The sequence below is a fragment of the Curtobacterium sp. MCLR17_044 genome, assembly GCF_003234435.1.
Classification (GTDB): Bacteria; Actinomycetota; Actinomycetes; order Actinomycetales; family Microbacteriaceae; genus Curtobacterium; species Curtobacterium flaccumfaciens.
In genome coordinates, this window is the sequence record NZ_QKTC01000025.1 from 1 (window position 1) to 12,780 (window position 12,780).

At 72.9% G+C, this 12,780-nt stretch carries 12 protein-coding genes; 1 reads left to right on the forward strand and 11 read right to left on the reverse strand.

The window, feature by feature from the left end; all coding sequences use genetic code 11:
• Positions 1-12: 12 nt before the first annotated feature.
• The 9 genes from DEJ04_RS15815 to DEJ04_RS18820 all read right to left on the reverse strand — a co-directional run bounded on the left by DEJ04_RS15815 (position 13) and on the right by DEJ04_RS18820 (position 8,996).
• The gene (locus DEJ04_RS15815; protein ID WP_111047692.1) at positions 13-1,125 is read right to left on the reverse strand and encodes an NAD-dependent epimerase/dehydratase family protein; all 1,113 of its coding nucleotides are present in this window, start codon (positions 1,123-1,125) and stop codon (positions 13-15) included.
• Positions 1,125-2,318, reverse strand: a complete 1,194-nt coding sequence (locus tag DEJ04_RS15820) for a zinc-dependent alcohol dehydrogenase (protein WP_071404842.1) — start codon at positions 2,316-2,318, stop codon at positions 1,125-1,127. The genes DEJ04_RS15815 and DEJ04_RS15820 overlap by 1 nt, the downstream gene beginning before the upstream one ends.
• 145 nt (positions 2,319-2,463) lie before the next feature.
• Positions 2,464-3,390, reverse strand: coding sequence for an aminoglycoside phosphotransferase family protein (locus tag DEJ04_RS15825; RefSeq protein ID WP_111047693.1), 927 nt, complete (start codon positions 3,388-3,390; stop codon positions 2,464-2,466).
• Between the two features lie 98 nt (positions 3,391-3,488).
• Positions 3,489-4,076 (reverse strand): TetR/AcrR family transcriptional regulator, encoded by a 588-nt coding sequence (locus tag DEJ04_RS15830; protein WP_051597141.1) that lies wholly within the window; start codon positions 4,074-4,076, stop codon positions 3,489-3,491.
• On the reverse strand, positions 4,066-5,586 hold the full coding sequence (locus tag DEJ04_RS15835; protein ID WP_111047718.1) for an MFS transporter: 1,521 nt from the start codon (positions 5,584-5,586) through the stop codon (positions 4,066-4,068). Before DEJ04_RS15835 ends, DEJ04_RS15830 begins: the two co-directional genes overlap by 11 nt.
• A gap of 72 nt (positions 5,587-5,658) precedes the next feature.
• Positions 5,659-6,294 (reverse strand): DNA alkylation repair protein, encoded by a 636-nt coding sequence (locus tag DEJ04_RS15840; protein WP_181437857.1) that lies wholly within the window; start codon positions 6,292-6,294, stop codon positions 5,659-5,661.
• Complete coding sequence (locus tag DEJ04_RS15845) at positions 6,291-7,094, reverse strand: sulfite exporter TauE/SafE family protein (protein ID WP_181437858.1); 804 nt, start codon at positions 7,092-7,094, stop codon at positions 6,291-6,293. The genes DEJ04_RS15840 and DEJ04_RS15845 overlap by 4 nt, the downstream gene beginning before the upstream one ends.
• Positions 7,095-7,120: 26 nt before the next feature.
• Entirely contained in the window at positions 7,121-7,495 is a 375-nt protein-coding gene (locus DEJ04_RS18625) for a hypothetical protein (RefSeq protein ID WP_220035577.1), read from the reverse strand.
• A gap of 304 nt (positions 7,496-7,799) precedes the next feature.
• The gene (locus DEJ04_RS18820; RefSeq protein ID WP_110865535.1) at positions 7,800-8,996 is read right to left on the reverse strand and encodes a peptidoglycan DD-metalloendopeptidase family protein; all 1,197 of its coding nucleotides are present in this window, start codon (positions 8,994-8,996) and stop codon (positions 7,800-7,802) included.
• Positions 8,997-9,155: 159 nt separating this feature from the next.
• On the opposite strand from DEJ04_RS18820, the gene DEJ04_RS15860 reads away from it, so the two are divergent.
• Positions 9,156-11,036, forward strand: coding sequence for a gamma-glutamyltransferase family protein (locus DEJ04_RS15860; protein ID WP_111047696.1), 1,881 nt, complete (start codon positions 9,156-9,158; stop codon positions 11,034-11,036).
• Here DEJ04_RS15860 and DEJ04_RS15865 read toward each other — a convergent pair.
• The gene (locus DEJ04_RS15865; protein WP_111024593.1) at positions 11,033-12,076 is read right to left on the reverse strand and encodes an NAD(P)-dependent alcohol dehydrogenase; all 1,044 of its coding nucleotides are present in this window, start codon (positions 12,074-12,076) and stop codon (positions 11,033-11,035) included. The genes DEJ04_RS15860 and DEJ04_RS15865 overlap by 4 nt on opposite strands.
• A gap of 22 nt (positions 12,077-12,098) precedes the next feature.
• Positions 12,099-12,713, reverse strand: coding sequence for a DUF805 domain-containing protein (locus DEJ04_RS15870; RefSeq protein ID WP_111047697.1), 615 nt, complete (start codon positions 12,711-12,713; stop codon positions 12,099-12,101).
• Positions 12,714-12,780: the final 67 nt, after the last annotated feature.

Sequence of the window (12,780 nt, forward strand, 5' to 3'; positions counted from 1 at the left end):
CCCCCAGCCCGCTCAGCCGCGCAGCGGCCCCGACCCCGGAACGTTCCCACCGTCCGCGAACCCGGCCACGAGTGCACGCAACGCTTCTTCGGAGGTGTGTCGGGCCTCCCAACCGAGCACCGACCGGGCACGGTCGGTCCGCATTATCGGCACGCCGGCCGCGATGTCGATCCACCCGGCGTCCGTCGGCTGCAACCGCAGCCGCCACGTCACCGTCACGATCCCGCGCAGCAGCCGCAGCGGGATCCGGACGGCACCGAGCATGCCGAAGGCCCGAGCCAGTCGCGGCGGGTTGAGCACGGGCGAGGCCGCGATGTTGAACGCCCCCGCTGCCCGTCGGTCGACCGCGCGCCAGTAGGCGTCGGCAACGTCGTCGGCGTGCACGGCCTGGAACACGAACGGGTACGGCAGCGGCAGCACGAGCCAGCGGATCCACCGCACGATCGACATCGGCACGAGGTGTCCGAGGAACAGCCCCCGGATCTCGGCGGCGGCGTCCCGCTGGAAGATCAGTCCCGGGCGCAGCCGCGTGACGGTCACGGAGGGGTGGTCGGCCTCGAACGCGTCCATCGCGGCCTCGTTGGCCGCCTTGTGGATCGAGTACGTCGCCGTCGGGATGCCGTCCGTCGGCCAGCTCTCGTCCACGGGGATGCGCTTGCCGTCGACGTCCACCCCGCGGTAGGCACCGACCGAGGACGCGACGACGACCTGGGGCACCTCGGCCCGCGCGACGGCCGCCAGGACGTTCGCCGTCCCGGTCACGTTCGTGCGGTGCTGCGCGGGGATGTCGTGCGTCGGCTGGAGCGCCCACGCCAGGTGGATGACGGCGTCGGCGCCCTGGAACACGGCGGCGAGCTGGTCCACGGCGTCCGCGGCACCGACGTCGACGGCGTGCCAGACGGCGGCGGCGTACGGCTCCGCGCGCAGGTCCGGCAGCCGCCGGGCGACACCGACGATCTGGACGCCGACGCCGTCACCGGCGGCGTCACCGGCGGCGTGACGGCCGGTGTCACCGCTGGCGCCGTCACGGCCGGTGGCCCCGTCGCCGTCGGCGCGCACGGCCGCGAGCCGACGGAGCACCGCCGTCCCCACGTTGCCGGTCGCACCGACGACGACGATGCGCATCAGGCTGCGGCCATCGCGGGGTCGAGCACGACCTTGACACAGTCGTCCTGCTTCTTCTGGAAGACCTCGTACATGTGCGGGGCATCCTCGAGCGAGACGCGGTGGGTGGTCAGGTCGAGCGTGCCGAGCGGGTCCGACGGGTCGGAGACGAGCGGCATGATGTCGTCGATCCAGCGCTTCACGTTGCACTGGCCCTCGCGGATGGTGATCTGCTTGTCGAACAGCGTCATCATCGGCATCGGGTCGGCCATGCCGCCGTAGACACCACTCAGCGAGACGGTGCCCCCGCGGCGGACCAGGTCGATCGCCGCGTGCACGGCGGCCAGCCGGTCGACGCCGGCGGTCTCGATCGCCTTCTGCGCGAGCTTGTCGGGCAGCAGGCCGGCGGCGCGCTGGGCGAAGCCCGCCATCGGGTTGCCGTGGGCCTCCATGCCGACGGCGTCGACGACCCCGTCGGGGCCGCGGCCGTCGGTCAGGTCGACGAGCTCGGGCACCAGGTCCTTCGTCAGGTCGAACACCTCGGCGCCGTGCTTCGCCCCGAGGTCACGGCGGACCTGCTCGGGGTCGACGGCGAGCACGCGGTAGCCGAGGTGCTTGCCGATGCGGGCGGCGAACTGGCCGACCGGGCCGAGGCCGAGCACGGCGAGCGTGCCGCCCTCGGGCACCTGGGCGTACTGCACGGCCTGCCACGCGGTCGGCAGGATGTCGCTCAGGAACAGCCAGCGGTCGTCGGGGGTGCCGTCGTCCGGCACGACGATGGGGCCGTAGTCGGCGTGCGGCACGCGCAGGTACTCGGCCTGGCCACCGGGGACCTGGCCGTACATCTTGGTGTAGCCGAACAGCGAGGCACCGGTGCCGTACTCGGTCACCTGGGTGGTCTCGCACTGCGACTGCAGGCCGTGCTGGCACATCCAGCAGTGGCCGCAGGAGATGTTGAAGGGGATGACGACCCGGTCGCCGACCTTCAGGTTCGTGACGCCGGATCCGACCTCTTCCACGATGCCCATCGGCTCGTGGCCGAGGACGTCGCCGCGGTCGATGTACGGGCCGAGCACGCGGTACAGGTGCAGGTCGGAGCCGCAGATCGCCGTGGAGGTGATCCGCACGATCGCGTCGGTCGGCTCCTGGATGGTCGGGTCGGGGACGGTCTCGACGGACACCTTCTCGGTGCCCTGGTAGGTCAGTGCGCGCACGTTGCGTTCCTCTCGTGGTCGCTTCGAGCCTGCCTGGAGGCACGACTCGCGTTCCCCTCCTCGGTACGCGCCCGCCCCGTGGACGCTCCCAGCCCCGCGTCCCCCTCGCGCACGTCGGCGCGGGTGGGCAGCGGTGGTCGCGACCTCAGGCGAGCACGGCCGCGAGGACCCGCTCGTGCTCGTCGCGACCACCCGGTCCGGCACTGCCGGCGAGCATGATGAGCGCCTTCCACAGCGCCCATCCCCGTGCACGCGCCCACGTGTCGTCGTCCAGGTCGACGGCCTGCCGGAACACCCGTCGTGCCGGGCCGTCCAGCATCGTCCACGCGAGCACGAGGTCGCACGCCGGGTCCCCCACGCCGCACGTGCCGAAGTCGATCACCGCGCACAGCCGCCCGGTGTCGTCGACCAGCAGGTTGCCCGGGGCGACGTCTCCGTGGAACCAGACGGCCGGCGCGTCCCACCGGCTGGCGAGGGCCTCGGCCCAGACCGCTTCGCACGCGCCGCGGTCGACGACGGTGCCGCCGGTCCTGCCGCTGCCGCTGCCGCTGCCGCTGCCGCCGCCGCCGCCGCCGAGCGTGTCGAGCGCCGTCCGCACCTCGGCGTCGTACACGGACGGGTGCTCACCGCGGTGGAACGAGTGCGCGCCGGCGGTGGGGCCGCCCGTCGCCGGGACGCTCCGGAGCTGCCGGAGCACGGCACCGACCTCCGCCGCGAAGCGCTCGTGGTCGAGGTCGTCGACCTGCACGGCGGGAACCCCGTCGAGCCACCGCCGCACCGACCACGGGAACGGGTACCCCTGGCCCGGTTCCCCGAGCGCCACGGGCTCTGGGACGGCGACGTCCAGCCGCCGGGCGAGGTACGGCAGGACGTCCTGCTCCTTCTCGACCGCGGGCACGTAGCCGGCCGCGCTCGGCAGTCGCACCGACAGGGCGTCCCCGAGCCGGTAGGTGCGGTTGTCCCAGCCCTGGTGGTCGACCTCGTGCACGGGCAGGTCGGCCCAGTCGGGGAACTGCTCCGCGACGAGTCGTTCGACGAGTCCGGCGTCGATCCGGGGCACCTCGGTGTGCATGCCCGCAGCCTAGGCGTCGGACCGGGCCAGCGGTGGGGCCGGTGCGCGCGGGCGGCCAGCGGCGGGGCGGACTCGCACCGGGCCTCCCGGCCGTCGCCTCAGGCGGGTTCTGCCAGGGCGAGCAAGGCGTCGCGCGCGACCGCGAGCTCCCGCTCGTCCAGGTAGGGCGGCATGCCGACCGCGGCCGCGAGGCCCTCGGCCGCGTGCCGGACCACCAGTGCGCGGTCCTCGGGCAGGCCGTCGCGTGCGAACAGCGTCCGCCAGTGCTCGGCGTCGGCGGCGACGGCCGCGGCGATCCCCGGGACGGCCATCAGACCGGGCCAGTGCGACGACGGTGCGAACAGGTCCATCGCCTGCTCGCTGCCGCCGCAGAGCGTCCGGACGTAGGCGCGCAGGACCTTGCCCGGTCGGTTCTCGGCGAGGTCCACGTGCTGCATGACCTCGTCCGTGAACGCGGCCAACCCGTGCTCGACGACCGCGAGCAGGAGTTCGTCCTTCGACGGGAAGTGGTGCAGCAGCCCGCTCTTCGAGACGCCGGCTTCGGTCGCGATCTCGGCGACGCTCACCCGCGTACCGCGCTCGGCGAGCAATCGGCGTGCGGACTCGAGCACGGCCTGCCGCGTGCGCTCGCGGTCGCGGGAGCCGTCGGTGCCGGTGCCGGGGCCCGTGCTGCGGTCAGTGGTCATGCGGTCCATCCTGCCGGTTCGGGATGACCCGGAGCGCGACCACGGCGGCGACCGCGAGCAGCACCGCGGCGCAGACGGAGGCGAGTTGCATGCCACCGGTGAACGCCTCACGGGCGTGCTCGAGCACCGGCGACCCCGGTTGCAGTACCTGGCTCGCCGACGCCAGCGACTCCCGGACCCGGTCCGCGACCCCCGCACCCAGGCTGTCGCCCGTGAGGTCGAGGTTCGACCGGTAGAACGCGGTCTGCAGCGACCCGAGCACCGCGATGCCGAGCGCGACGCCGAGCTCGTACCCGGTCTCCGAGATCGCCGAGGCGGCGCCCGCACGCTCCCGCGGAGCCGCGGCGACGACCGCGTCCGTCGCCAGCGTCATCGACACCCCGACGCCGAGGCCGACCACGGCGAGCGCGATGGCGATCCCCCAGTACGTCGGCAGCCCCTCGGCGAAGGCGAGTCCGGCCATGCCGACCGCGGCGACCGCCAGCCCGAGGCCGATGGAGCGACCGGGGCCGACGCGACGGGAGAGCAGGCCGATCACGGCGATGACCGCGATGGACGCCAGGGTGGCCGGCAGCTCCGCGGCTCCGGCGAGCAGCGGGGTGAACCCGCGCACCAGCTGCAGGTACTGCGAGAAGAAGAACAGCAGACCGCTCAGCGCGAAGACGGACAGCGAGTTCGCGACCACCGCACCGGAGAACGCCGGGATCCGGAACAGCTGCAGGTCGATGAGCGGCGTGGTCAGGCGTTTCTGCCGCCGGACGAACCACCAGCCCGACGCGAGCCCGAGCAACGCGGTCGCCGGCACCGTCCAGTCGAACCCGTGCCCGGCGACGTGCTTCACGGCGTAGACCAGCGGCACGATCGCGAGCACCGAGAGCACCGCGGAGAGCAGGTCGATCGGGGTCCGGGCGCCGCCGCGGGACTCCGGCAGCAGGAACGCCCCGGCGACGACGATCACCGCGATGACGGGGATGTTAATGAGGAACACCGATCCCCACCAGAAGTGTTCCAGCAGCGCCCCGCCGACGAGTGGTCCGGCCGCGGCACCACCGGTCGCGCCCGCGGACCACACCGCGATGGCGGTGGTGCGCTGCCGCGGGTCGCGGAAGACCGTGCGCACCAGCGACAGCGTCGAGGGCATCAGGGTGGCGCCGGCGACGCCGAGGAGTGCCCGTGCGGCGATGAGCAGCTCCGGGCTCGAGGCGAAGGCCGCAGCGGCCGATGCCAGTCCGAACGCGACGGAGCCGAGGAGCAGCAGGCGCTTCCGACCGATCCGATCGGCGACGTTGCCCATCGTGACGAGCAACCCGGCGAGTGCGAACGAGTAGACGTCGCCGATCCAGAGCACCTGGGTCGCGGTCGGGTCGAGGTCGGCGGTCAGGGACGGCACCGCCAGGGCCAGCACGGTGCCGTCGATCGCCAGGAGCACCACGGCCAGGGTGAGGACGCCGAGGGACGCCCACTCACGGACGGAGGCGCGGTGGGTCGGGGTGGTGCTGGTCGTGGTCATCGGTCGACCGTAACCGACCATTTGGTCGGTTCGGCAGACTGCACAGTCGGTTCACAGCACAGCGCCGCTCGGTCAGCCCCGCAGCCGGTCACGCTCCCATGGCGGCAGGTGCTCGGTGGCCGTCCGGCGGGCGGCCGGGCTGAGGAACCGGCCGCTCTGCTCGAGGAATGCCACGAGTGCCGGCTCGGACGCCCGCTTCCCCGTCTCGCGCAGGACGAGACCGAGCGCCGACTGCACCGTCTCGCTGCGCTCCCGAACCAGGCGCCCGGCGATCCCGAGCGGCACCTCGGCGTCGCCCTGCTTCGCGAACGCCAGGGTCGCCACGACCGCGATCCGGCGGACCATCGCGACGTCGGACTTCGCCAGCGCGAACAGCGGACCGGTCGAGGCGCCCACCAACGGGGCGCCGACGAGTTCCTCGGCGGCCAGGTCGACGAGCACCGGGTCTTCGAGCCGCTCGGCCTTCGCCGCGGACAGGTACTCGTCGGTGAGCTCCGGGTCCGGCTGCGCCCGCATCGCCTGCACGAGCAGCAGGACGGCGACGAGCTTCGCGCCGTCGTCCTCGCTCCAGAGCAGCGCCGAGCGCTCCCCCTCGTCGAGGTCGTGGAACTGCCGCGCGACCCGGCGGGCCGCGGCGACGTCGCCGGTGGTGCGGGCGAATGCCGCCAGCACGGCTTCCGCGTCGCGCCCTGCCTGGAGGCCCGTCACGCGACCTCCCCGTCGCTCGCGTCGTTCTGTGGTGCCGTCCGACGCCCGCGGCTGAGCACGATGACCGCGACGACCACCAGGAACGCCGCGAACAACCAGGTGCCCACCTGCGGATCCACCAGGCGCGCCAGCACGGCACCACCCGGCGAGCACACGGCAGCGGTGATGCCGACCGTCAGCCCGACCCGCAGGTCGACCGCGCGGCGCCGGAGGTTCGCGACCGTCCCGGACACCGACGTCGGCACCATCGTGAGCAGCGACGTGCCCTTCGCCAGCAGGTCGCCGGCACCCAGCACGACCTCGAGCCCCGGCACGATGACGACCCCGCCGCCGACGCCGACGAGCCCGGACAACACGCCCGACAGCAGCCCGAGCAGCAGCAGGACGATCGCCTCGACGACGCCGAAGTGCACCTCGCCACCGCGGGTCGGCACCGTGGTGAACAGCGACACGAGCACGACGGCGATGAACCCGACGAAGATCCACGGCAGCGCGCGGAGCGGCAGGGCACGGAGGAGCCGGGCACCGATCGGGGCGCCGATGACGCTGCCGACCGCCAGGGTCAGGGCCGCGAGCCAGTGCACCTCGCCCTGCACGGCGTAGGTGACCGCGCCGACGACGGCCGCGGGGGCGATGGCCACGAGCGAGGTGGCCGAGGCCCGACGCTGGTCCATCTGTGCGAAGGCCATGAGCGCCGGCACCACGATGACCCCACCGCCGACGCCGAACAGCCCGGACAGCACGCCCGCCAGGGCCCCGATCGCCACCAACACGAGCACCGTTCCGCCGCGCTTCCTCATCCCGCCCAGGCTATCCGCGCCGGGGGCTACGACGCAGCGAGCGCCGCCGGCTCACCCTCGTGCACGAGCTGGTGCACCCGCTGGCACGAGACACCGAGGACGACCGCGATGTCCCGCAGGGTGAGGCCGTCGTCCTTCAGCGAGACAGCGATGGCCCTGCGGAGCGAGAGCGCGCGGGCCTCCTTCACCTCGGCCTCGGCGCGCAGCGCGGTCGCCTCTTCGAGCGAGCACGCCAGGGCTGGTTCGAGCTCGGCACGGATGACCACGGTGACGTCGTCCTGATCGACCTCGGCGACCAAGGCGATCGCTTCACGCTGGGCATCGGCAGCGAGGTCGAGCCGACGGACCTGCGAGATCGCGCCGGGGAACTGGTCGTTCTGCTCGAACTGCTTGAAGAACACCCAAGCGGTGCCGTCGGCGATCTCGGAGTGCCGTCCGACGGTGCTCCGAGTCGACCCGACGACGATGCCCGGTATTGCACTGTCTACTGCCCTTGATTCCTCAACGCAAGCGACAGAGACGAAGCGGGATGATGACGCCGCCCTCGCACGGTGCGGGGCGGCCAACGAGTGAGCAGAAAAGGTCGAGTGGCCTCAAGCCACCCGACCTTTTCTGCTCACCCGATGCGCGGGGCGGGGTCGCGCGCGACACACGCGACGTGCGACGAACCCCGCGCCCCGCCCGCGCCCCGCGTCGCGCCCCGCCTCAGCGGAAGTGCATGTTCTTCAGCGGGTCGACGAGGGTGCCGTTCCGCCGCGTCTCGACGTGCACGTGCGGCCCCGTCGACTGCCCGGTGTTGCCGGACTTCGCGATCTCGGTGCCGAGCTTCACGATCTGCCCCTGCTTCACCTCGATCTTGCTGAGGTGCGCCGTCAGCACCGCCGTCATGCCGTACGTGACGACGATGTAGTTGCCGTAGGCCGCGTCGTTCGCGATGGTCTTGGTGACCGTCCCGGTCCCGGAGCCGTACACGGCCGTCCCCACCGGCACCGGGGCGTCGGTGCCCTGGTGGTAGCGCGGCACGTGCCCGGCGCCGCGGTCGTCGCCGTACCGGCCGGTGATCTTCGTGCCGTTGACGGGCCAGGCCAGGCCGGTGACCGGTCGGCTCGACCAGACCCGGGTGTCCTTCGCGCCGTAGAGCACGACGTTGCCGTCGACCTGGACGAGCAGGTTGCCCGACCCGGCGGTGCTGGTGCGCGAGCTCCAGAGCGCGACCTTCTTGCGTGAGGCGTCTCGGGTCCAGATGACGAAGTTGCCCTTGGCCTGCAGCTCGGCCCAGGCGCCCGGGTGTCCGCCGGTGCGCGACTGCCAGACCACGCGGCCGCTGACCTTCTGCACCAGGTTGCCGTCGGTGCGCATGTTGAGGATGCGCGTGTTCGAGGTGTCGGATCGCAGCACGGTGCCGCCCAGGATGGTGTTCCCCGACGGGACGCGGTCCTGGTAGCCGTTCCAGCTCACGACGACGGTCTTGCCTGCGAGCAGCGCCATCGTGCCGTCGGCGCGCACCTTCAGCGCGGTCGAGTTCACGGTGCCGGCCGAGGCCCAGCGGGCCACACGCTTGCCGTTCTTGGTGATGTCGAGGGCGCGGTTCTTGCCGACCACGGCGATCGCGCCGGAGTTGCCGGCGGTGTTCGACGCCCACAGCACACGGTTGCCGATGCCGTACTCGACCAGGTTGCCGTCGCCTTGCATGATGAGCTTGAATTGGCCGTTCGGCGACGTGACCTGGTCGCCGGGCAGGATCTTGGTGCCGGCCGGGGCCGAGCCGACCCAGACCGCAGAGGCCGCTGCCGGTTCGGCTGTCGCCACGAGCGCCCCCGCCGCCAGGGCCAGTGCCGTCACGGCGCCGGCGATGCGTGGGAGTCGGCGCGCACGTGCGACGGTCGACGGAGTGGTGGTCATGGATCCCCTGCCCTGGAACCGACCGTGCGAGCGCGCGGTCGTTCGGCGCTCGCCCTGCACGAGTCGCCGAACGATGTTCGCTTTTCTGCGCGGGGTGCACAACCCCTTGGACGGGGGGTGTACAGCACTGAGCCGATCGCCGCGGGACAGGATGGGACCATGTCGACGCCGAACCCCGCCTTCGTCCCTCCCGCTGCGCAGACCACCCGTCCGGACCTGCGGGGCACGTTCGGGATGGCGGCCTCGACGCACTGGATCGCGACGGCGACCGCCCAGTCGGTGCTCGAGCGCGGCGGCAACGCCTTCGACGCGGCCGTCGCCGGGGCCTTCGTCCTGCAGGTCGTGGAGCCCCACCTGAACGGCCCCGGGGGCGACCTGACGGCGGTCTTCGCGACGGCAGCCAACCCCGTGCCGACGGTGCTGGTCGGTCAGGGCCCCGCCCCCGAGGGCGCGACCCTGGAGCACTACCGCGCCGAGGGCCTCGACCTGGTCCCCGGCTCCGGCGCGCTGGCCGCGACCGTCCCCGGCGCGGTCGACGCCTGGCTGCTCCTGCTCCGCGACCACGGCACGTGGGAGCTGGCCGACGTCCTCGCCCCCGCGATCGGGTACGCCCGCGACGGACACCCGGTCGCACCTGCGGTGGTCCGGACGATCACCGCCGTGCGCGGCCTGTTCGAGCAGCACTGGCCCACCTCCGCCACACAGTGGATGCCGGGAGGCACGGTGCCGGTCCCCGGGGACCTGGTGCGCAACGAGGCACTCGCTGCAGTGCTCGACCGGCTGGTCGAGGCCGGTGCCGGTGCCGGCAGCCGGACCGGCCGCATCGATGCGGCCCGGTCCGAGTGGGCGGAGGGGTCCGTCGCCGAGGCGATCGACCGGTTCGTCCGCGAACCGCACCGGCACGCGTCGGGCACCGACCACGCCGGGGTCATCCGGGCGTCCGACCTGGCGGCGTTCCGGGCGTCGTACGAGCCCGCGACGACCGCCGAGTTCCGCGGCTGCACGATCGCCAAGACCGGACCGTGGGGCCAGGGTCCGGCGCTGCTCCAGACACTGCGGCTGCTCGAACCGCTCGACGACGCCCTGCTCGACCCGTCGACCGAGCTCGGCGCGCACACGATCGTCGAGGCGCAGAAGCTCGCCCTCGCCGACCGCGAGGCGTTCTACGGCGACGGCGAGGTCCCGATGGACGTCCTGCTCTCCGACGCCTACGCCGACGAGCGCCGCGCACTGATCGGCGAGCGGGCCTCGGCGGAGCTCCGACCCGGCACGATCGCCGGGGCCGAGCACGCGCTGCCGCCGATCCGCACCTCGTACGACTCCGCCGGGTCGGTCGGGGTGGGCGAACCGACCGTGCAGGTCGCCCGCGAGGCAGAAGCCGACACCGAGGTCCCGCCCGCCGCTCCGCTCGAGGACCGCGGCGACCCGTTCGTCACCCCCGACGGCGAGACCCGCGGCGACACGTGCCACATCGACGTCGTGGACCGCTGGGGCAACATCGTCAGCGCGACCCCGTCCGGCGGGTGGCTGCAGTCGTCGCCGACGATCCCCGAACTCGGGTTCTGCCTCGGCACCCGCCTGCAGATGACGTGGCTCGAACCGGGCACGGCCTCGACCCTGCGGCCCGGCGAGCGCCCCCGCACGACGCTGACCCCGACCCTGGTGCTCCGCGACGGGCAGCCGGTCGCCGCGCTCGGTTCCCCCGGCGGTGACCAGCAGGACCAGTGGCAGCTGCTGTTCCTGCTGCGCTGGATCGTCGGCGGCTACTCCCCGCAGCAGGCCATCGACGCACCGGCGCTGCACACCACGTCCTTCCCGGGGTCGTTCTGGCCGCGCACGTGGGAGCCCGCCGGACTGGTCGTCGAGGACCGCCTGGGTGAGGAGGTCATCGCGGCGCTCGAGGCCCGCGGACACGTCGTGACCCGCGGCGGTGACTGGAGCCTGGGCCGGCTGTCGTGCGTCACCCGCGACCCGGACACCGGGATCCTCGGCGCTGCCGCGAACCCCCGCGGCGCGCAGGGGTACGCCGCGGGACGCTAGAGCGTCGGGACGACCACCGCGCGACCCGAGAGCTCCCCGGCCTCGAGCTTCCGGTACGCCTCGAGCGCGTCGGACAGCGCGTAGCGCTCGACGTCGGGGACGATCTGCCCGGCGCGGTACATCGCGACGACCTCGTGCAGGTCCTCGATGGTGCCCCAGTAGGTGTTCGTGATCGTCGACTCGTACGGCGTCGCGAAGAAGTTCCACTCGGTGGTGCCGCCGGCGATCCCGACGACGGTGAACCGCCCGCCGACCGCCATCGAGGCCTGCGCGACCTTGATCGTGGGGGTGGCACCGACGAAGTCGAAGGCCGCGTCGACGCCACGTCCGCCGGTGATCTCGCGGATGCGCTCCGCCTGGTCCGGGCCGCCGGGGACGGTGATCGCGCCCCGGGCTGCGGCGCGGTCCATCGCGTCCTGCTTCATGTCGGTCGCGATGACCGTGGCACCGGTGAGCGCCGTGAGGATCTGCACGGCGATCTGCCCGAGGCCACCGAGCCCGACGACGAGCGCAAAGCGACCGCCACCAGCCAGGTTCGGCAGGGAGTTCTTGATCGCGTGGTACGGCGTGAGCGCGGCGTCGCTCAGCGGTGCGGCGGCGACCGGGTCGGCGTCGCCGAGCGGCACGAGGTTCCGCGCCGGGACGCTCACGTACTCCGCCATGCCGCCGTCGCGCCCGAGGCCGATCCCCATGTACGGGTTCGTCGCGGCGTTCTCGCAGTAGGTGTCCTGTCCCTTCGAGCAGTACGAGCAGTGCCCGCAGCCCACCGGCCCGTAGACCAGGTAGGCGTCGCCCTCGGCGAAGCCGGTGACCCCGTCACCGACGGCCTCGACCCAGCCGGAGTTCTCGTGGCCGAGCACGAACGCGGGCGCCTGGGCTCCCGGCTGCCCCTGCTGGAACTCGCGGTACACGGCGACGTCCGAGTGGCAGGCACCGGCGCCGGCGACCTTGAGCAGGACCTCACCGGGCCCGGGTGCGGGCTTCGGGACCTCGGTCAGGGACGGGAAGGTCTGGTACTGCTCGAACACGACGGCGCGCATGGGGTTCTCCTTTGATCGCCCTTCACGCTACACCTGTCGTCGAGGACGACATGTGTCGTCCAGTTGCCTCGGGACCACGCCCTCCCGCGAACAGTCCGCGGTCGAACCGTGCCCCACCAGGGCGCGACGACCGCGCCACCATGACACCCAGCACGACCGCACCGAGCGGTCCGGTGAACACGAGGAGCAGGATCCACAGCCCGCTGTGGTCCCGGTCGTGCAGTCGCCGCACGAGCAGCGACCACCGGGGCACGATGGTCAGGATCGTCGGCACGAGGATCGCCAGGTCCCACGCGTCCGGCCAGACGTCCCGCCCACCGCTGCCCCAGCCGAACCACGCCCCCTGCCCGCGGTCGATCAGGTGGAACGAGACCCGCGGTGACGGGACGACGCCGAACGGGTCGACGTACATCTCCCACCGCCCTCCGGTCCCGTGCGCGCCGACGACCCAGAGCGCGACGCCGACCAGCGCGAGCTCGAGGGCGATCACCCACCAGAACTCCGAGCGACTCGCCCGCCCGTGGAACCGCCACCCCTGCGTCCAGAACCGGAGCCAGGCGACCACCGGGTTCGTCACGTCGGCCGGCCCCTGCTCGAGTACGGACTCGCGGAAGCCTGTCTTGTCGCTGTCCCCCATGTGCCAGATCGTAGGGCAGACCTGCGTCTTCGCCGTGAGCCCGTTGCGAGAACGCTCGTTCTCCGAT

Excerpts from the sequence above, each read along its gene's own strand:
- DEJ04_RS15830 (WP_051597141.1), bottom strand. The coding sequence starts at position 4,076 with ATGACCACTGACCGCAGCACGGGCCCCGGCACCGGCACCGACGGCTCC.
- DEJ04_RS15815 (WP_111047692.1), bottom strand. The coding sequence starts at position 1,125 with ATGCGCATCGTCGTCGTCGGTGCGACCGGCAACGTGGGGACGGCGGTG.
- DEJ04_RS15845 (WP_181437858.1), bottom strand. The coding sequence starts at position 7,094 with ATGAGGAAGCGCGGCGGAACGGTGCTCGTGTTGGTGGCGATCGGGGCC.
- DEJ04_RS18820 (WP_110865535.1), bottom strand. The coding sequence starts at position 8,996 with ATGACCACCACTCCGTCGACCGTCGCACGTGCGCGCCGACTCCCACGC.
- DEJ04_RS15825 (WP_111047693.1), bottom strand. The coding sequence starts at position 3,390 with ATGCACACCGAGGTGCCCCGGATCGACGCCGGACTCGTCGAACGACTC.
- DEJ04_RS15870 (WP_111047697.1), bottom strand. The coding sequence starts at position 12,713 with ATGGGGGACAGCGACAAGACAGGCTTCCGCGAGTCCGTACTCGAGCAG.
- DEJ04_RS15860 (WP_111047696.1), top strand. The coding sequence starts at position 9,156 with ATGTCGACGCCGAACCCCGCCTTCGTCCCTCCCGCTGCGCAGACCACC.
- DEJ04_RS15865 (WP_111024593.1), bottom strand. The coding sequence starts at position 12,076 with ATGCGCGCCGTCGTGTTCGAGCAGTACCAGACCTTCCCGTCCCTGACC.
- DEJ04_RS15835 (WP_111047718.1), bottom strand. The coding sequence starts at position 5,586 with ATGACCACGACCAGCACCACCCCGACCCACCGCGCCTCCGTCCGTGAG.